The sequence below is a fragment of the Amycolatopsis sp. NPDC051106 genome, assembly GCF_040682775.1.
Taxonomy (GTDB): Bacteria; Actinomycetota; Actinomycetes; order Mycobacteriales; family Pseudonocardiaceae; genus Amycolatopsis.
On sequence record NZ_JBFBBQ010000028.1, the window covers coordinates 55,092 to 73,268 of the forward strand.

General features: G+C 71.9%; 16 protein-coding genes. 7 read left to right on the top strand and 9 right to left on the bottom strand.

Features of this window, described 5'->3' with window-relative positions; translation table 11 throughout:
- The first annotated feature begins 66 nt into the window (after positions 1–66).
- On the top strand, positions 67–1,860 hold the full coding sequence (locus AB0M83_RS21975; RefSeq protein ID WP_364519744.1) for a penicillin-binding transpeptidase domain-containing protein: 1,794 nt from the start codon (positions 67–69) through the stop codon (positions 1,858–1,860).
- A gap of 23 nt (positions 1,861–1,883) precedes the next feature.
- Complete coding sequence (gene map / locus AB0M83_RS21980) at positions 1,884–2,741, top strand: type I methionyl aminopeptidase (RefSeq protein ID WP_364519745.1); 858 nt, start codon at positions 1,884–1,886, stop codon at positions 2,739–2,741.
- A 1-nt stretch (position 2,742) separates the two neighbouring features.
- Here the strand turns inward: map and AB0M83_RS21985 are convergent, their stop codons facing one another.
- The 5 genes from AB0M83_RS21985 to AB0M83_RS22005 all read right to left on the bottom strand — a co-directional run bounded on the left by AB0M83_RS21985 (position 2,743) and on the right by AB0M83_RS22005 (position 6,883).
- The gene (locus AB0M83_RS21985) at positions 2,743–3,546 is read right to left on the bottom strand and encodes an ABC transporter permease (RefSeq protein ID WP_364519746.1); all 804 of its coding nucleotides are present in this window, start codon (positions 3,544–3,546) and stop codon (positions 2,743–2,745) included.
- A complete protein-coding gene (locus tag AB0M83_RS21990; protein WP_364519747.1) occupies positions 3,546–4,502 on the bottom strand; it encodes an ATP-binding cassette domain-containing protein in 957 nt (318 codons plus the stop codon). Before AB0M83_RS21990 ends, AB0M83_RS21985 begins: the two co-directional genes overlap by 1 nt.
- Before the next feature lie 26 nt (positions 4,503–4,528).
- Positions 4,529–5,371 carry a DUF4097 family beta strand repeat-containing protein gene (locus tag AB0M83_RS21995; RefSeq protein WP_364519749.1) on the bottom strand — a complete coding sequence of 281 codons (843 nt, stop codon included), beginning with the start codon at positions 5,369–5,371 and terminating at the stop codon, positions 4,529–4,531.
- A gap of 63 nt (positions 5,372–5,434) precedes the next feature.
- Positions 5,435–5,926 carry a hypothetical protein gene (locus AB0M83_RS22000; RefSeq protein ID WP_364519751.1) on the bottom strand — a complete coding sequence of 164 codons (492 nt, stop codon included), beginning with the start codon at positions 5,924–5,926 and terminating at the stop codon, positions 5,435–5,437.
- 273 nt (positions 5,927–6,199) lie between these two features.
- The gene (locus AB0M83_RS22005; protein WP_364519753.1) at positions 6,200–6,883 is read right to left on the bottom strand and encodes an FCD domain-containing protein; all 684 of its coding nucleotides are present in this window, start codon (positions 6,881–6,883) and stop codon (positions 6,200–6,202) included.
- A gap of 48 nt (positions 6,884–6,931) precedes the next feature.
- Here AB0M83_RS22005 and AB0M83_RS22010 point away from each other — a divergent pair, with 48 nt between their 5' ends.
- The 3 genes from AB0M83_RS22010 (at position 6,932) to AB0M83_RS22020 (ending at position 11,103) form a co-directional block, all read left to right on the top strand.
- Complete coding sequence (locus AB0M83_RS22010; protein ID WP_364519755.1) at positions 6,932–8,161, top strand: MFS transporter; 1,230 nt, start codon at positions 6,932–6,934, stop codon at positions 8,159–8,161.
- A 154-nt stretch (positions 8,162–8,315) separates the two neighbouring features.
- On the top strand, positions 8,316–9,215 hold the full coding sequence (locus AB0M83_RS22015; protein ID WP_364519757.1) for an XRE family transcriptional regulator: 900 nt from the start codon (positions 8,316–8,318) through the stop codon (positions 9,213–9,215).
- A gap of 79 nt (positions 9,216–9,294) precedes the next feature.
- Positions 9,295–11,103, top strand: coding sequence for a proprotein convertase P-domain-containing protein (locus AB0M83_RS22020; RefSeq protein WP_364519759.1), 1,809 nt, complete (start codon positions 9,295–9,297; stop codon positions 11,101–11,103).
- 62 nt (positions 11,104–11,165) lie between these two features.
- Here the strand turns inward: AB0M83_RS22020 and AB0M83_RS22025 are convergent, their stop codons facing one another.
- Both AB0M83_RS22025 and AB0M83_RS22030 read right to left on the bottom strand, forming a co-directional pair.
- Positions 11,166–12,560, bottom strand: a complete 1,395-nt coding sequence (locus tag AB0M83_RS22025) for a mycothione reductase (RefSeq protein WP_364519761.1) — start codon at positions 12,558–12,560, stop codon at positions 11,166–11,168.
- Positions 12,561–12,657: 97 nt separating this feature from the next.
- Complete coding sequence (locus tag AB0M83_RS22030; RefSeq protein WP_364519763.1) at positions 12,658–13,530, bottom strand: M15 family metallopeptidase; 873 nt, start codon at positions 13,528–13,530, stop codon at positions 12,658–12,660.
- A 166-nt stretch (positions 13,531–13,696) separates the two neighbouring features.
- Between AB0M83_RS22030 and AB0M83_RS22035 the strand changes: the two genes are divergently transcribed.
- Together AB0M83_RS22035 and AB0M83_RS22040 are read left to right on the top strand one after the other, a co-directional pair.
- Entirely contained in the window at positions 13,697–14,512 is an 816-nt protein-coding gene (locus AB0M83_RS22035; protein ID WP_364519765.1) for a serine protease, read from the top strand.
- Between the two features lie 18 nt (positions 14,513–14,530).
- Positions 14,531–14,965 carry a GNAT family N-acetyltransferase gene (locus tag AB0M83_RS22040; RefSeq protein ID WP_364519767.1) on the top strand — a complete coding sequence of 145 codons (435 nt, stop codon included), beginning with the start codon at positions 14,531–14,533 and terminating at the stop codon, positions 14,963–14,965.
- Positions 14,966–15,095: 130 nt separating this feature from the next.
- Here the strand turns inward: AB0M83_RS22040 and AB0M83_RS22045 are convergent, their stop codons facing one another.
- Entirely contained in the window at positions 15,096–16,271 is a 1,176-nt protein-coding gene (locus AB0M83_RS22045) for an 8-amino-7-oxononanoate synthase (RefSeq protein ID WP_364519769.1), read from the bottom strand.
- 108 nt (positions 16,272–16,379) lie between these two features.
- Positions 16,380–17,984 carry a DEAD/DEAH box helicase gene (locus AB0M83_RS22050; RefSeq protein ID WP_364519771.1) on the bottom strand — a complete coding sequence of 535 codons (1,605 nt, stop codon included), beginning with the start codon at positions 17,982–17,984 and terminating at the stop codon, positions 16,380–16,382.
- Between the last annotated feature and the right edge of the window lie 193 nt (positions 17,985–18,177).

Sequence of the window (18,177 nt, forward strand, 5' to 3'; positions counted from 1 at the left end):
CCAGCCACTCTTCCGTGGCGGCGTTTCGAGGCCGCGACACCCCTGCTGACCAGGCATCATCCCGCCATGAGTGCACGTCGACGCCGCGGTGTGCTCGCGGTGCTGCTGCTCGTCGCCGCGACCACGGCCGGGTGCTCGGGCGACGGTCCCGAGGACGCCCTCTCCGCCTTCCTCGACGCCCTCGCGTCCGGGGACGTCGCCGCCGCGGCGGCGAACACCGACTCGCCGGCCATGGCCGCGAGCGTGCTGTCCCAGGTCCGCGGCGTGCTCGAGCCCGAGTCCCTGGACGTCGACGACGAAGACGTCAAGGAACCCGGCGGCGACACCGTGACCGCCGGCTACCGGCTCACCTGGCACCTGCCGCACGGCCGCACGTGGTCCTACCGCGCCGACGCCCTGCTGCGCGCGGCCGAGAACGGCTGGCAGGTGCACTGGCAGCCGACGGTCGTGCACCCGCAGCTGGCCGTCGGCCAGACCCTCGGCCTGCTGCCGCAGCTGCCCGACGTCGCACCGGTCCTCGACCGCGACGGCGTGCCGCTGATGCGCCCGCAGACCGTGATCGGGGTGGCCGTCGACCCGCAGAAGGCGGGCAACGTGAACGCCGTCGCCGGCTCGCTCGCGAAGGCGCTGCACCGCTTCGAGCCGTCCGTCACCGGCCGGTCGGTGCTGGACGGGATGAGCAAGACCAAGCCCGGCGACGCCTACCCGGTGATCAGCCTGCGCGCGGGCGACTACCAGCGGGTCAAGCCGGTGATCTACGACCTGCCCGGCGTCCGGTTCGTCAGCCAGGAGCGGCTGCTGCCGGTCACGCGCGGCTCCGGGCAGCAGGTCCTGCCCGGCATCCGCGCGCTCGTCGAGCAGCAGCTGGCGGGCGCGGCGGGCTGGCGGATCGTCACCCGGGGCGTCACCGGCGGCGAGGTCTCCGAACTGAAGGCCGAGCCGCCGCGCCCGGCGCCCGCGGTCACCAGCACGCTCAGCACGAGGATCCAGGCCGCCGCCGAGAAGGCCCTGGGCACCGAGCCGTACCCGGCCGCGCTGGTGGCGATCCAGCCGTCGAGCGGGGACATCCTCGCCGTGGCGCAGAACCGGGCCGCCGACGACGAGGGCTCGCTCGCCCTGGCCGGCCGTTTCCCGCCGGGCTCGACGTTCAAGATCGTGACGGCGGCGGCCGCGCTGTCGGCGGGCGACGTCGAGGCCGGCAGCCCGGTCGACTGCCCCGGCACCACGACGATCGAGAACCGCGTCATCCCGAACGAAGGCCGGTTCGACCTCGGCCGCGTCCCGTTGACGACGGCGTTCGCGCGCTCGTGCAACACGACCTTCGCCCGGCTCGCCGCGGGGCTGCCGGCGTCGGCGCTCACCGACGCCGCCCGCTCGTTCGCGATCGGCGCGGACTTCGTCGTCCCCGGCCTGACCACGGTGACCGGGGCCGTCCCGGCCAGCGACTCGGCGGTCCAGCGCGCCGAGAACGGCTTCGGCCAGGGCACGGTGGTGACCAGCCCGTTCGGCCTGGCGCTGGCCGCGGCCACGGTGCAGGCGGGGAAGGTGCCGGCGCCGTCGATCGTCAAGGGCCTGCCCGCGACCACGCAGAACGTCGGCGACCCGCCCTCGGACGAGGTCCTCGGCGCGCTGCGCGGGATGATGCGCGAGGTCGTCACGGCGGGCACCGCGACCGGGCTGCGGGACCTCCCCGACGTCGCGGGCAAGACCGGTACCGCCCAGTTCGGCGACGGCTCCCGCTCGCACGGCTGGTTCGTCGGCTACCGCGGTGACCTGGCGTTCGCCGTGCTGCTGACCGAGGCCGGGTCGTCCAAACCGGCGGTGCAGGCCGCGCACCGGTTCCTGGCGGCGATCGGCTGAGCGGGCCGTCGTAAGGTGGAGGCATGTCCGTTCGTGCCCCGCTGGTTCCCGGCGTCCAGACGCCGCGCCGTGACGTCCCCAGTTCCATCGCCCGTCCCGAGTACGTGGACAAGCCGGCGCCGAAGCGGGACACCGGCAACGGCGTGCGCACGCCCGAGGTGATCGAAGCGATGCGGGTCGCGAGCCGGATCGCGGCGCAGGCACTGGAAGAGGGCGGCAAGGCCGTCAAGCCGGGCGCCACCACCGACGACATCGACAAGGTGGTGCACGAGTTCCTGCTCGACCACCACGCCTACCCCTCGACGCTGGGCTACCGCCGGTTCCCGAAGTCGTGCTGCACCTCGCTCAACGAGGTCATCTGCCACGGCATCCCGGACTCGACGGTGATCGAGGACGGCGACATCTGCAACATCGACGTCACCGCCTACATCGGCGGCGTCCACGGCGACACGAACGCGACGTTCCTGGCCGGCGATGTCTCCGAGGAGGCGCGCCTGCTGGTGGAGCGCACCCGCGAGGCGACGCTGCGGGCGATCAAGGCGGTCCGGCCGGGCCGGCAGCTCAACGTGATCGGCCGGGTCATCGAGGCCTACGCCAAGCGTTTCGGCTACGGCGTGGTCCGCGACTTCACCGGCCACGGCGTCGGCCCGGCGTTCCACACGCCCCCGACGGTCCTGCACTACGAAGAGCCCTCCGTCGACACGATCATCGAGGAGGGCATGACCTTCACGATCGAGCCGATGATCACCCTGGGCACCATCGACTACGACATCTGGGCCGACGACTGGACCGTCACCACGAAGGACAAGAAGTGGACGGCCCAGTTCGAGCACACCCTCGTGGTGACGGCCGACGGCAGCGAGATCCTCACGCTGCCGTGAGTCAGTGACTGGTGGCCTTCTTGTAGCAGCGCACCGAAAGCGGCACGAAGATCGCCAGCAGCACCACGATCCACAGCACCGACGCCAGCATGGCGTGCTGCATCGGCCAGACGTCGCGCGCGGGGAGGGCCGCGCTCGTGTTGCCGAACAGCTCCCGCGCCGCCTGCGTGACCGCCGAGACCGGGTTCCAGTCCGCGATCGCGCGCAGCGGGCCGGGCAGCCGGCCGCTGTCGACGAACGTGTTGGCCAGGAACGTCAGCGGGAAGACGACCACCATCGAGACGTTGTTGAACACCTCGGGCTTGCGCACGGCCAGGCCGAGCGCGCCCATCACCCACGACAGCGCGTAGGAAAACGCCAGCAGCAGGACGATCCCGCCCAGCGCCTCGAGCACACTGGTGTGGATGCGCCAGCCGACCAGCAGGCCGACCAGGCCCATGATGAGCAGGCTCGCCGTGCTGAGGATGAGGTCGGCGGTGGTCCGCCCGATCAGCACCGCGGCCGGGGACATGGGCAGCGAGCGGAACCGGTCGATGATGCCCTTCTGCAGGTCGTCGGTCAGCCCGTAGCCGGTGACGATGCCGCCCATCGCCACCGCGAGGGTGAAGATCCCCGGCAGCATGAACTCGCGGTAGGACAGGCCCGGGATGTCGATCACGCTGCCGAACACGTACCCGAAGAGCAGCACGAACATCACCGGGGTGAACACCAGCGACCCGAGCAGGTCCAGCGAGCGGAAGATCTTGATCGAGTTGCGCTTGGCGACCGTCACGCCGTCGGTCACGGCCATCTGCACCGCGTTCATCACACGGCCTCCTTCGCGGTTTCGGCCACCTCGTGACCGGTGAGGGACAGGAAAACGTCGTCGAGGGTGGGGCGGCGGACGCCGACGTCGCGGACTTCGACGCCGTCGGCGGCGAGCAGGGCCAGCGCTTCGGTAAGCGCTTTCGCGCCGTGGGTCACGGGCACGGTGAGCCGGAAGCCCTCGGCCTGCGGCTCGCCGCTGGCCAGCCGGGCCAGCGCACGCTGCGCGACGACGACGTCGTCGTGCGTGCCGACGGTCAGCTCGATGCGTTCGCCGCCGACGAGGTCCTTGAGCTCGTCGGCGGTGCCGCGGGCGATCACGCGCCCGTGGTCGATGACGGCGATGCTGTCGGCCAGCCGGTCGGCTTCTTCGAGGTACTGGGTGGTCAGCAGCAGCGTGGTGCCACCGGCGACCAGCTCGGTGATGACGTCCCAGAGTTCGGTGCGGGCTCGCGGGTCGAGCCCGGTCGTGGGCTCGTCGAGGAACAGCACCGGCGGGTTCGCGACCAGCGCGCCGGCCAGGTCGAGCCGGCGCCGCATGCCGCCGGAGTAGCCCTTGACCGGGCGGTCGGCGGCGTCGGCGAGGCTGAACCGCGCCAGCAGTTCCCGGCCGCGCGCCTTGGCCCGCTTGGTGCCCAGGTGGTAGAGCCGGCCGACCATCTCGAGGTTTTCGGCTCCGGTCAGCTCGAGGTCGACGGCGGCGTACTGCCCCGACGCGCCGATGTGCGAACGCAGCGCGTGCGCGTCCTTCACGACGTCGAACCCGGCGACGGTCGCGTGGCCCGCGTCCGGCCGCTGCAGGGTCGTGAGGATCTGGACGGTGGTGGTCTTCCCGGCGCCGTTCGGCCCGAGCACGCCGAGCACCGTGCCTTGGGGTACCCGCAGCGACATTTCGTCGAGTGCGGTGACCTTCCCGTACCTCTTGACCAGTCCCTCGGCCACGATGGCGTCTGACATGGATCTTCCCCTTTGTTTGAAGGTCTTCAGGCGCGGCGGATGACGATGTCGCCGGTGTAGGTGTGGGCCTTGACCTCGACGGTTTCGGTGCTGCCGCCGGGTCCGTCGGTGGCGCTGAGCGTGTTGCGCACGGTGCCGGTCAGGGAGTTGAGCTCGAGCCACGCGGCGCTGCCCTCGCGGATGCCGACCTCGATCTCGCCGACGGCGGTTTCCAGCACGACCCGGTCGCGCATGACCTCGCCGAGCCGGATGTCGCCGGAGGCGGTCTTGGCGTGCACGCCCGCGTGGGCGACGTCGACGAGGATGTCGCCGTTGGCGGTGTTGACCCGCAGGTCGCCGGTGACCTCGCCGACGCGCGTCTCGCCGTTGGAGTTCTTCAGCACGGCGGTGCCGTCGATCTCGCGGATCCGCAGCTCGCCGGAGCCGGTGCCGAACTCGGCGTGGCCGGTGGCGCGGTCGACCGTGACGTCTCCGGTGGCGGTGCTCGCCTCGACGGCGGCGGCTTCGTCGAGGTGGATGTCGCCGACGGAGGTCTTGAACCGGCTGTTCCCGATGCGGCCGCCGACGCGGAAGTCGCCCATCGCGGCAGTGCCCTGGATCCGCGACCCGGCCGGCAGCTCGACCGTGACGTGCAGCGCGCCGGCCTTGCCCCAGAGCTTGGTGACGTACTTAGGGCCCTTGACCAGCAGCTCGCCGTGGGCGAACTCGACGCGGGTCCGGGCCACGGCCTTGACGTCCTCGTTGTCGGCCGGGTCGGCCGGGGTGACCTCGACGGTGGTCTCCGCGCGCTCGCCGGCGACGATCCGGACGTCCGCGACGCTCACATCGATCGTCGCCGTGATCGGCTCGGGAGTGGGGAAAACAGGCATGGCTGCGCCCTCCTGGGGTGCTCGGGTGGCGTCTCCGCAGGTCGGAGACCGAAGAGAAAAGGCTTACTGAACCCAGCCGGTGTACTTCTCACCGAAGGCCGAGCGGCGCTGGGACGGCTGGGGCTTGCCGGGGCCGAGCGCGCTGTTCGCGGCCCGCACGAGCCAGGCGTTGATGGAGATCCGGTCCCGGCCGGCGGCTTCTTCGACGCGCTGCTTGAGCTGCTCGGGCAGGCGCAGGTTGATCCGCGCGACGGCGCCGTCGTCGGCCTCCGGCGGAGGCGGCGGCGCTTCGGCGGGCGCCGGTTCGGGCGTGGTGGGCAGCGCAACGGCGAACTCGGCTTCGCGACGGCGAAGGCGCACCTCGACGGAGCCGGGCGCGAGGTCGCGGGTGATCTCGTCGGCCGCGGCCGACAGAGCGTCGAGCAGGGTGAGCCGGATCGCCGATTCGAGCGGAGCGGTGAGCCGCTCGGCGAGGGCGACGGCGTCCTCACCCGCCGCTTCGGCGGCGACCGCGAGCTCCCGGCGGAGTTCGTTCACGAAGGGCGTCAGGTCCATGGCACTACTGTGGCACCGCGATGGCACCACGACAACCCTGAATTGGCACCCTTAGGGGACGCCGGTGATGCCACACCCGGTGAACCCGCAGCTCAGCGCGGCGCGGGGCAAGCGCCCCAATGTGGCGTTCGGTGCGTGGGACGCACCCAATGTGGCGTTCGGTGCGTGAGACGCACCCAATGTGGCATTGGGGCGGACGCAGGTCGGGCTGGCAAGCGCCCCAATGTGGCCTTCGGTGCGTTAGACGCACCGAAGGCCGCCTTGGGGCGCACGTCAGGAGCGCTCGACGCGTTCCAGCAGCTCGTCCAGGAATCCGCACGCCTCCGCGGCCGCGCGGTCGGGGTCGCGTTGGGCGATCGCCTCGGCGAGGCCTTCGTGGCCGATCTCCGGTGCGTGGTCCACGCCCGGCGTGATGGTCGACGTCGCCGCGATGCTCGCCGTGATGACTTCGGTCAGGCCGCGGTGGAGCTCGGTGAGCAGGCCGTTGTGCCCGGCGCGAACCACTGCCGTGTGGAACTCGGCGTCGGTGTGGGCGAAGTCCTCCCAGCGTCGCTCGCGCAGTTCCGTCTCGCGGCGGGCCAGCAGCGACCACAGCTCCGCCACCTCCTCCTCGGTGCGAGACAACGCGGCGAGCCGGGCCCCCTCGGCCTCGAGAGTGCGCCGGACCTGCAGGACTTCGCGCAGCTCCGAACCGCAGAGCCGGCGGATCGCGCCGGACACCTCGCTGGTGGCGCGCACGTAGGTGCCGTCGCCCTGGCGGACTTCGAGCAGGCCCGTGTGCGCGAGCGCGCGCACGGCTTCGCGGATGGTGTTGCGCCCGACGCCGAGCTGCTCGCCGAGCTCGGTTTCGGTGGGGATGCGTTCGCCGAGGGGCCACTCGCCCTGCGCGACCGCGGTCCGCAGCTGCTCGATGACCTGGTCGACCAGGCCGGCCCGGCGGGTGGTGGCCAGAGGCACAGGATTATCCCTTCATCCAATCATCCTACGTATGCGATAGTAGCGGTCATGCGCGTCGAACACCGTCAATCCGCCCTCGAACCCGAGCTGGACGGCGCCGTGGAGATCCGGACGCCGGGCGTGCTCACCGCCGGCGCGCTGCTCGCGGTTGCGGTGGTGCTCACCGCCCTCAACCTGCGCCCCGCCATCACCGGGGTCGGGCCCATGCTCGCCGAAATGCGCGCCGACCTGGGGACCTCCGTGGTCTGGGCGGGCGTGCTCACGACGTTGCCGACCCTCTGCTTCGCCGGCGCCGGGCTGGCCGCGCCGCTGCTTGCCCGCCGGGCCGGGATCGGCGCCGCCATCGCGATCGCGCTCATCGCGATCGCGGCCGGGCTCGTGCTGCGCGTGCTCGACGGCCCGGCCGTGGTGCTCGGCGGGACGCTCGTCGCCACCGCCGGGATCGCCCTGATCAACGTGCTCATCCCGGTGGTCATCAAGGACTCCTTCCCGGCCCGCATCGGCATCATGACCGGCGTCTACACCGCCGCTCTGCAGGGCGGCGGCGCCCTCGGGTCGGCGGTCACCCCCCAGCTCGGCGACGCGTTCGGCGGCTGGCGCCCGGCTCTCGGCGCTTGGGCGGTGGTGGCCGTCGTCGCGTTACTGGCGTGGATTCTCGCAGCCCGCGGCACCGGCCGGGCACCGCGTCACGCCGATGCCGCCGATGCCGGCCGGTCGCTGCTGCGCAACCGTCTCGCATGGATCGTCACGATCTTCTTCGGCCTGCAGGCGTTTTACGCCTACGCCGCGATGGGCTGGTTCCCGCAGGTCCTGATGGACGCCGGGGTGCCGCGCGACCAGGCCGGCCTGCTGTTCGGCCTGGTCTCGCTGATCGCTGTGCCGATCAGCCTGGTCGTCGCGCCGATGGCCGCCCGCCAGCGCGGCCAGGGCCTCTGGATCATCACCCTCGGCGTCTTCGGTTTCGCCGGGACGGCCGGGCTGCTGCTCGCGCCGTCGTGGTCGCCGCTGCTGTGGAGCCTGCTGGTCGGGCTCGGGATGAGCGTGTTCTCCCTCGCCCTGACGGTGATCGCGCTGCGCGCCCGGACCGGCGGCGACACCGCCCGGCTGTCCGGCATGGCGCAGGGCTTCGGCTACCTCTTCGCCGCGCTGGGGCCGTTCCTGTTCGGCCTGCTGCACGACGTCGCGGGCGGCTGGCAGGTGCCGCTGGCCATGCTGCTGGGCCTGCTGCTCGTCCAGATGGTGTTCGGCGCGCTCGCCGGCCGCCGCCGGTTCGTCTAGTACTACTGTGCCGTTCGTTAAGAATCCGACCACAGTCACGGCCGGATGGCTTTCGTGGCAACGGTTGCCTGCCGCTCGGGGGCCGGCCTACTTTTGGCCGTATTCTTAACAGTTAACGCCGTTCGCCGGAGTCGGCGCCGCTTACGATCACCGGATGGCCGTGCCGGCGCCGGACCTCGGGACGTTGCTGCGCGTGGGCCCGTTCGACGCGGCCCTGCGCGCGGCGATCCGTGCCCGCGGCCTGAGCCTCGACCGCCTGCGCGAGCACCTGCGGGCCCGCGGGGTCACGGTGACGACGGCGACCTTGAGCTACTGGCAGTCCGGCCGCAGCCGTCCCGAACGCCGGGATTCGGTGCGCGGCCTGCGTCAGCTCGAGGCCGTCCTCGAGGTGCCGGCCGGTTCCCTCGTCGCGTTGCTCGGGCCGCCGCGGGTGCGCCGGGCCGCGCCCGCGGAGATCGGCCGGTTCTGGCCGGACGGCCGCCGCATCGACGCCGCGGTGTCCGATGTGGACACCCGCTGGGACGAGCGGCTGACCCGGCTGAGCCAGCACGACGTCGTCCTCGTCGGCCCGGGCCGGGAGGAGCTGGAGATCCGGTCGCGGCAGGTGCTGCGCGCCGAGGCCGACGGCCCGGACCGGTGGGTGGTGATCCTGCACCTCGACGAGCACGACCGGCCGCTGCCGGAGCTGCGTTCGCTGCGCGGCTGCCACGCGGGCCGCAGCGTGCACCGGCCGGAGGACGGCCTCCTCGTCGTCGAACTGCTCTTCGGCAGGCCGCTCCTGCGCGGCGAAACGGTGCTCACCGAGCACACGCTCGTGAATCGCGCGCCGCACCCGATCGCGACGAACTACGAACGCAAGTTCCGGCTGCCGGTCCGCGAATACGTGCTCGAAATCCGGTTCTCCCCGGAGGCGGTTCCGGCGGTGTGCCGCCGGTTCGCCGAGCCCGGCGAACACGCCGACGTCGTGCCGGAATCCGCTGCGGTGCACGGGGTCGCGCTGAACTTCGGGCCCGGCCGCTACGGCTTCGAATGGGACTGGCCAGTTAACTGTTAAAGACTCGCGGATCTTCAAAACAGGCTTTCCGGCGGTTTACCGTCTGCGCACTCCACTCGCCGATCCGAGGAGAAATTCGATGCGCAGATTCGTTTCCGTCGCCGGCGCGGTCGCGCTGGCCGCACTGGGACTGGGTGCCGTGCCCGCCGAAGCGGCGCCGGACCACCCGGAGGCCGAAGTGGCGGGCGTCGCCGCGGCGTTCGGGCTGTCCACCGATCAGGCCCGGGCCCAGCTCGCCGCGCAGGACCGGGCGCACCGGCTGGCCACGACCCTGCCCGAAGCGGTCCGCGCGCACGCCGCCGGCCAGTGGTTCGACGCGGCCATCGGCAAGCTGACCGTAGCCGTCACCACGGAGGACGCCGCCGATCAGGCGCGCGCCGCCGGCGCCGCGGCGAAGGTCGTGACCAGGAGCCAGACCGAACTGGACCGCACCGACGCGGCCGTCCGCGCCCTGGTCGGAAAGGGCGTGCCCGGGGTGTACGGCTGGGGTGTCGACGTCCGTGGCAACGAGGTCGGCGTCGACGTCGACCGGACGAGGAAGACTGCGGAAACCGACAGTTTTCTCTCCCGCGTAAAGGATCTCGGTGTCCGGATCACCGAGACGGCGACGTCGCCGCGGCAGCAGTCGGGCACGATCCAGACCGGCAACCCGTGGTGGCCGGGCAGCGAGTCGAACTGCTCGGTCGGCTTCCCGGTGACGGATGTCAGTGGTGCCAAGCACTTCCTGACCGCGGGCCACTGTACGAACGACGCCAACCAAGCCGCGTACGGCGCTTCGGGCCAGCAAAACAAGATCGGCACGTCGAACGTCGGCGGCACGCACAGCGTCAACGCCCGCGAAGGCGACATGGGTGTCGTCGCGGTGACGGAGGCGGGCTGGAACCTGTCGGCGTCGGTGAACACCTGGGGCCAGCCGGCGGTCACGCTCACGGGCGCGGCCGACGCGATGGTCGGCGACCGTGTCTGCCACTCCGGCAACACTTCGCACTGGCAGTGCGGTGAGGTCAAGTACACGCACAAGTCCGCCGACTACGGCGGCGGCCTGATCATCGACGACCTGACCTGGACGACGGCGTGCTCCCTCGGCGGCGACTCGGGCGGCGGCTGGCTGCTCGGCGACAAGGCCACCGGCCTGCACGACGGCGGCCCGTCGCAGTGCGTCCAGAACCCGAGCGACGGCGACCTTTCCCTGTTCCAGCCGGTGATCGAGGCACTGAACAAGTGGCAGCTCACCCTGGTGACCAGCGGCGGCACCGGCGACACGACGGCACCGAGCGCGCCCGGCAACCCGCGTTCCACCGGCACGACGTCGAACAGCGTCTCGCTCTCCTGGGACGCTTCGACGGACAACGCCGGCGTCACCGGCTACGACGTCTACAACGGCTCCGCGCTCGCCACGAGCGTCGCCGGGACCAGCGCCACGGTCGGCGGCCTGAGACCGGACACGGCCTACACCTTCACGATCAAGGCTCGCGATGCCGCCGGGAACGCGTCGCCCGCGAGCGCGGCGGTGTCCGCGCGCACCCAGGCGGGCGGCGGCGGCAACCGGACCCTGACCAACGACACCGACTACGCGATCCGTGACTACCAGCAGGTGGTCAGCCCGATCGCCTCGACGCTCACCGGCAGCGCGGCCACCACGATCGGCGTCTCGCTGACCGTCCGCCACTCGTGCGCCGAAGACCTCGGCATCACGCTGCTGGACCCGAAGGGCAAGGCGTACGCGCTGAAGTACAGCGGCGGCAGCACGTGCACCCCGTGGAGCGGCGCGCGGACGTTCACGGTCCCCGCCACCGCTTCTCCGGCCGCCGGACGCTGGCAGCTGCGCGTGACCGACTACGGCCCTGGCGACACCGGCACCCTGGACTTCTGGTCGATCACCCTGTGAAAAGCCGTGAATGTCGCATTGCGGGACTTGGAGTCCCTCAATGCGACATTCACGGACTTGCGTCAGTCCAGGGGCAGGCTGAGCAGGGCGTTCTCGATCAGCTCCGGCATCGCCGGGTGGATCCAGTACTGCCCGCGCGCCATCGAACGCGCGTCCTGGCCGAAGCTCATCGCCTGGATCAGCGGCTGGATGACCGACGATGCCTGCGGCCCGATGATGTGCGCGCCGAGCAGCTGCCCGGTCGCCGGGTCGGCGAGGAGCTTCGCGAAGCCCGTCGTGTCCTCCATCGCCCAGCCGTACGCGATGCCGGCGTAGTCCTGCTTCGACGTCACATACGAGACGCCCGATTCGCGCGCCTTCTGCTCGGTGAGCCCGACCGACGCGACCTGCGGGTGGGTGAACACGGCGTGCGGCACGAACCGGTGGTCGGCGGTGATTCGCTCGTCCGGGTGCAGCAGGTTGTGCTGCACCACGCGGGCTTCGTGGTTCGCGACGTGCTTCAGCTCGTGCGGCGACGAAAGGTCGCCGAGCGCGTAGATGCCCTCGACCGCGGTCTCCTGGAAGTCGTCCACGACGACGTGCCCGCTGTCCTTTGTGGTCACTCCGGTGGCGGCGACGTCGAGCAGGTCGGAGTTCGGCCGCCGGCCGGTGGCGATCAGCAGCAGGTCGGCCTCGACGGTCTCGGCGCCCTGCGGACCTTCGAGGTCCAGCGCGACGCCGCTGCCGGTCTTGCGCGCGCGGACGGTCTTGCGCTCCAGGCGGACGTCGAAGCGTTCCGCGGCCAGCTCGGTGAAGCGCGCGCTGACGTCCTCGTCCTCCGAGCGCAGCAGCCGCCCGGAGCGGTTGACGAGCGTGACCTGCACCCCGAAGGACGCGAAGACGTGCGCGAACTCGGCCGCGATGTACCCGCCGCCGAGGATGACGATGCGCTCGGGCAGCTCGTCGAGCCGCATGACCGTGTCGGACGTGTAGTAGTCGACGGTGTCCAGACCGGCGATGTCCGGGATCACCGGGCGCCCGCCCGCGGCCAGCACGAACCGGTCGGCGGTCAGCACCTCGTCGGGGCGGCCGTCGGGGAAGCTGACGCGCAGCTCCTTGTGCCCGGTGAAGCGGGCGGTGCCCTCGTAGACGTCGACGTCCTTGTTGTCCTCGTGACTGCGCCGGTACTCCGCGCCACCCGCGGCGATGGGGTCGATGCGGCCGAAGACGCGGTCGCGGATGTCGCGCCAGCGCACGCCCTTCAGCTCTTCGTCGACGCCGTACTTCGCGCTGTGCGAAGGCGTGTACGCGACGTCGGCGGCGTACACGAACATCTTCGTCGGGATGCAGCCGACGTTCAGGCAGGTGCCACCGAAGGTGCCCTTCTCCACGATCGCCGTCTTCTTGCCGGCGAATTCGGGCCCGAGGATGGAGTTCCCCGATCCCGTCCCGACGATCACCAGGTCGTAGTGGGGCACTGCATCCTCCGCGGGGTTTCGATCCGGTCGAGTCACCCTAGCCAACCGTCGCCGCGAAGCGGGTGTTCCCCGTTGTGCTTAACGTCGTATTACGTGGTCAGTGGCCGTTGCCGGTGAAGTGCATCCGGTCCTTCGGGCTGGTCCACGCGCCGCCCCAGCTCCACCCGATCGCCGCGAACGCGCGCACGGTCGAGTCGCCCGCCAGGGCCATGCCCGGCCGGCGGTCCGCCCGGTCGAGGTAGGCCGAGGCCAGCTCGGGCAGCACGAGGTCGCGCTGGGTGTAGGGGTTGCAGAACGGGTTGACGTCCACCGCGAGCCCGTACGCGTGCGCCGACCAGGAGGTCTGCCCGCGCGCCGGGCGGCAGACGAACGAGCCCGTGTTGTTGCCGTCGCCGGTCGGCGGCGCGGTCAGTTCGGCCGGGCTGGTCACGCGCATCTCTTCCAGGGGGAAGCCCGCCGCGAAGAGCTGCCCGAAGACTCGGGTGATCCCGGCGGCGCCCTTCGCGTTGACCAGCATTTCGCCGGTGTGCGCGCGGCCGTCGAACCCCCGGAAGGACATCGTCAGGTAGCGCAGGTCGGCCGGCTTGACCGGGCAGGCGGGCTGCCAGGTGCTGCGGGCGAGGACGTCGGCGGGCACCGCGCCGGCGGTCGCGTGGTACCTGCCGTCCGCGGGCGGCGGGAGGATGTCTTTTGTCGGAAGTGCCCGATTCACCAGTTCGGGTGGCGTCGGCTCGATCTCGCCGAACCCGTCCGGGCGGAGGGGGAGGGGCCGGGCACCCGCCTGCCAGGTGACGGCGGGCGCGCTCGACGTCGCCGGCGGCGCCGATTTCACCGGGGCGGGGGGTTTGGCCACCGTCGTCGAGGACGGCGTCGCGGCCACCGGCTGCGGGGTCCGCGGGACTTCCGGCGTGCAGGCGCCCAGCGTGAGGGCCAGGACCGTCCCGCACACCGCCGTCGCCGTCCGCCGCATCCGTCCAGCCTGACAGAAGCGCTCGGTGAGCGCGGAGTCCACCCGTTTCAGTGACACCGTTTCGGGCCCACTCCGATTAGGGTATTCAGCGCCGCTCGTTTACGCACCGGAGTCGTCCGGGTGCCGAGTGCTTCGGCTCGTGCTGGTTGAAAGAGGGGAACGTCCCATGTCCGTGAAGTCCCGCCGACCCCTGCTGCTCGCGAGCGGCGCGCTCCTCGCGATCGCCGCGGTGGCCGTCCCGGTGGTGGTCGGCACGGCGTCGGCGGACCCGGCCTCCGCCAACCAGCCGCGGATCGTGGGCGGCGACAAGGCTTCGCTCTCGGACCACCCGTACGCGGTGTACCTGACCGACGCGGGCGGCAACCAGTTCTGCGGCGCGGTGATCGTCAGCTCGACGGCGGTCGCGACGGCGGCGCACTGCGCCAAGGCGGTCGCGAAGCAGGACATCCGCGTCGTGGCCGGCCGGGAGGACAAGCGCACCGACGTGGGTGACGTGCTGAGCGTCTCGAAGGTCTGGATCAGCCAGGGCTACACCGACCCGACCCAGGGCAACGACATCGCGGTCCTGACCGTCCGCGGTCAGTTCGGCTATCGGCCAGCGAAGCTGCCCGCCGGCGGTGACACCGCTTCGTACCGCGAAGGCACGCGGGCGACGGTGCTCGGCTGGGGCCGCGTCGCCGACGGCGGCGACCGGTCCGACTACCTGCGCAGCGCCCAGGTCCCGCTGGTCTCCGACAGTGCCTGCCGCTCCGACTACTCCGTGTACGACCAGAAGACGATGGTCTGCGCGGGCTACGCCGAAGGCGGCGTCGACGCGTGCCAGGGCGACTCCGGCGGCCCGCTCGTCGTGGGCGACACGCTGATCGGGATCGTGTCGTTCGGCGACGGCTGCGGCAAGGCGGGCAAGCCGGGCGTCTACACACGCGTTTCGGCGTACACGGCCGACATCGAGGCCCAGGCCAAGCCGCGCATCCTCGGCTGAGCGTGATAAGCAGGGGGCATGCCGACCCTGCACGACGCGACCGGGCCCGAGCTGACCGCCGCCCAGCTGCACGACATCCTCCGCCTGCGCGTGGACGTGTTCGTGGTGGAGCAGAAGGCGGCGTACCCCGAGCTCGACGGCCGTGACCTGCGGCCGGACACCCGGCACCTGTGGTTCTCGGATCCCGGCGGCGTGCTGTCCTACCTGCGCGTGCTCGCCGACCCGGGTGGCGTCCGCCGCATCGGCCGCGTGGTGACGGCGGCCACCGCCCGCGGCCGCGGCCTGGCGGCCCGGCTGATGGACGAGGTCCTGCTCACTCCGGGCGAGTACGTCCTGGACGCGCAAACGTACGTCCAGGGCTTCTACGCGCGCTACGGCTTCGTCGCGGAAGGCGCGGAGTACACGGACGAAGACGGAATCCCGCACATCCGCATGCGCCGCCTCCCGAAGTAACCCGCGTCGACCCCCCAATCACGCGAGTTCCGCCTTCAATCACGCGAGATCGGCCCCCAATCACGCGAGTTCCGCCCAGGATCACGCGAGCCGACCCTCCAGGTACGCGAACCGACCGTCCGAGTACGGCTCAGGCGGTCGCGCCGCGCGGAGCCGTCGCCGTGATCACCTTCACCGCGCGGTCCACATCGGACTCCGTGAGGTCGGCCCGCGCGGTCAGCCGCAGCCGCGAAATGCCGTCCGGCACCGACGGCGGCCGGAAGCACCCGACCCGGATGCCCTGCTCCGCGCACGCCGCCGCCCACGCGACGGCCGACTCCGCGGACGGCGCCTGAACCGAGATCACGGCCGCGTCCGGCAGGCTCACCGTCAGCCCGGCCGCCTTCAACGACATCGCCAGGTTGCCCGCGTTCTCGACGACCTTCTCCGCCAGCCCCGGCTCTTCCTTCAGCGCGTGCAACGCGGCCAATGCGGCGGCAGCACTCGCGGGCGCCAAAGCCGTGTCGAAGATGAAGCTGCGAGCCGTGTCGATCAGGTGCTTGATCACGCGACGCGGCCCCAGCACCGCCCCGCCCTGGGCGCCGAGCGACTTCGACAGCGTCAACGTCGTGACGACGTCGGGGGCGCCCGCCAGCCCGGCCGCGTGGACCGCGCCGCGACCACCCTCACCCAGGACGCCGAAGCCGTGCGCGTCGTCGACCAGCATCGCGGCACCGTGCGAGCGGCAGATCCCGGCCAGCTCGGCGAGCGGGGCGAGGTCACCGTCGACGGAGAACACCGAATCGGTCACCACCAGCGCCCGCGGCTTCCGGCGGGTCGCCAGCGCGTTCTTGATCGCCGACGGCGTCGCGTGCGCGACCGCGGCGACGTCGGCCCGCGAGAGCCGGCAGCCCTCGATCAGCGACGCGTGGATGTACTTGTCGGTGACGATCGCGGATTCGGCGCCCGACAGCGCCGTCACCGCGCCGAGGTTCGCGGTAAACCCGGACGAGAACACCAGCGCCGCCTGCACGCCGCAGAACCGGGCGAGCTCCATCTCCAGCTCGGTGTGCAGCTCGGTCGAACCGGTGACCAGCCGGGACCCGGTCGACCCGGCGCCCCAGCGCAACGCGGCGGCCGCGGAGGCCCCGGCGACGCGCTTGTCGCGGGCCAGCCCGAGGTAGTCGTTGCCGGCCAGGTCCAGCTCGTCCGCCTTGGCGGGACGCGGTCGCAGCTGCCGCACGAGCCCCGCGTTCGCCCGCTTTTCCGCCTCGGTGTCGAGCCAGTCGAAAACCTCGTCGGGCGGGAGCGTCGGCGGCGTAGTCACGTCCCGCAGTCTCCCATCCGGCCTTCGCCCGGCCGGGAAGCGGGCCCGGAAACGCCGGAAGCCCCGGACCGCACGGTCCGGGGCTTCCGAAAACTTCAGAGAACGAGATCAGCTGTCGTAGCCGCGACGCGGGCCACGGCTCGGGCGGCCGTAGCCACCGCCGTTGCCCGAGCGGGGCTGACGGCCACGGCCGCCGAAGCCGCCGGGACGACCCTCGCCGGAGCCGGAGCCGGAGCGCTGGCCGTAACCACCGCGGTCGCCGCCGCGGTCACGGTCGCCGCCGTAGCTGCTGCCGCCGCGCTCGCCCTGGCTGCCGCGGTCGCCGCGGTAGCCACCGCGGCTCGCGCCGCCGTGACCGCGGTCGCCGCGGAAGCCGCCACCGCCGCCGCGACGCGGGCTCTCGCGCCGACGCTCGATGACCGGCTCGCCGCTGGGCTCGCGGGCACCCGTGATGCGGGACAGGGCTTCGTCACCCGGGCGGACCATCGTGGACTCGGCGCGGACGCCGGCCCGGTCGGTCATCCGCTTGACCATGCGGCGCTGGTCGTTGGTGACCACCGTGACGACGACCCCGGACGCCCCGGCGCGGGCCGTGCGGCCGGCGCGGTGCAGGTAGTCCTTGTGGTCGGCCGCCGGGTCGACGTGCAGCACCAGCGAGATGTCGTCCACGTGGATGCCGCGCGCGGCGACGTCCGTGGCGACCAGCACCGGGGTGTGGCCTTCCTTGAAGTCCGCAAGAACGCGGTTGCGCTGTCCCTGCGTCTTGCCACCGTGCAGCGCCGCCGCGTTCACGCCCTGCTCGCGCAGGCGCTCGGCGAGGCGGTCGACGTGGTGCTTGGTGCGCACGAACATGATCGTGCGGCCCTCGCGGGCGCCGATCTGCGTGATGACGTCCTGCTTGTCCTGGTGCGAGACCTGGAGCACGTGGTGGTCCATGGTCGTCACGCTCGCGGTCGACGGCGCGACCGAGTGCGTGACCGGGTCGGTCAGGTACTGCCGCACGAGGCGGTTGACGTCACCGTCGAGCGTCGCGGAGAACAGCAGCCGCTGCCCACCCTGAGGGGTGAGGTCCATGATCTCGCGGACCTGCGGCATGAAGCCCATGTCCGCCATCTGGTCGGCCTCGTCGAGGGCGATGAAGTTGCAGTCGCCCAGGTGCGCGGTGCCCTGCCGGACGTGGTCCGACAGCCGCCCCGGGGTGGCGATCAGCAGGTCGACGCCACGGGAGAGCGCGTCGGCCTGGCGGGCGAAGGCCATGCCGCCGACGGCCGTGCGGCACCACAGGCCGAGCGACCTGGCCAGCGGGGTCAGCGAGTCGGCCACCTGCATGGCCAGCTCACGGGTCGGGACGAGGATCAGCGCGCGGGGGCGCTTCGGGCGGGCCTTGCCCTCGGCGAGCCGGGCCAGCATGGCCAGGCCGAAGGCGAGGGTCTTGCCGGAGCCGGTCTGGGCGCGGCCCAGCACGTCGCGGCCGGCCAGGGCGTCCGGGATGGTCGCGGACTGGATCGGGAAGGGGCTGTTGATGCCCGCCTCGCTGAGCGCGCGGAGCAGCGGCTCCGGCAGACCCAGCTCGGCGAAGGTCTTGGTGGCCACCAGCTCGACCGCGTCGTCGCGCAGCATGTCCCCACCGGCCGGGCGGGTGCGCGGCTTGCGGTCGGGACGGCCCGCGTGAGCGGACGTCGAGGAAGGGCCGGAATTGAACGTGACGGTCACAAATGCCTCTCGGACGTGGTTCGTCGCAAGGGAGGCCCGGGCAGCCCGCGCGCAGGCAGGGCAAGATGGTGTGCGATGGGCGTTCACAGGGACGGACCCGGCACACCGTGTCATCGCTTGCCGACACTGCGCGCCGCTTGGGTTACGGATCACCGCGAGCCATTCGGTGGCTCTGGAGGCGACGGACACCAAC

Bases quoted from the DNA above. Each gene is read 5' to 3' on its own strand.
- AB0M83_RS22040 (WP_364519767.1), top strand. From the start codon at position 14,531: ATGCCGACCCTGCACGACGCGACCGGGCCCGAGCTGACCGCCGCCCAG.
- AB0M83_RS22035 (WP_364519765.1), top strand. From the start codon at position 13,697: ATGTCCGTGAAGTCCCGCCGACCCCTGCTGCTCGCGAGCGGCGCGCTC.
- AB0M83_RS22030 (WP_364519763.1), bottom strand. From the start codon at position 13,530: ATGCGGCGGACGGCGACGGCGGTGTGCGGGACGGTCCTGGCCCTCACG.
- AB0M83_RS21985 (WP_364519746.1), bottom strand. From the start codon at position 3,546: ATGAACGCGGTGCAGATGGCCGTGACCGACGGCGTGACGGTCGCCAAG.
- map (WP_364519745.1), top strand. From the start codon at position 1,884: ATGTCCGTTCGTGCCCCGCTGGTTCCCGGCGTCCAGACGCCGCGCCGT.
- AB0M83_RS21990 (WP_364519747.1), bottom strand. From the start codon at position 4,502: ATGTCAGACGCCATCGTGGCCGAGGGACTGGTCAAGAGGTACGGGAAG.
- AB0M83_RS22000 (WP_364519751.1), bottom strand. From the start codon at position 5,926: ATGGACCTGACGCCCTTCGTGAACGAACTCCGCCGGGAGCTCGCGGTC.
- AB0M83_RS22020 (WP_364519759.1), top strand. From the start codon at position 9,295: ATGCGCAGATTCGTTTCCGTCGCCGGCGCGGTCGCGCTGGCCGCACTG.
- AB0M83_RS22010 (WP_364519755.1), top strand. From the start codon at position 6,932: ATGCGCGTCGAACACCGTCAATCCGCCCTCGAACCCGAGCTGGACGGC.
- AB0M83_RS21995 (WP_364519749.1), bottom strand. From the start codon at position 5,371: ATGCCTGTTTTCCCCACTCCCGAGCCGATCACGGCGACGATCGATGTG.
- AB0M83_RS21975 (WP_364519744.1), top strand. From the start codon at position 67: ATGAGTGCACGTCGACGCCGCGGTGTGCTCGCGGTGCTGCTGCTCGTC.
- AB0M83_RS22015 (WP_364519757.1), top strand. From the start codon at position 8,316: ATGGCCGTGCCGGCGCCGGACCTCGGGACGTTGCTGCGCGTGGGCCCG.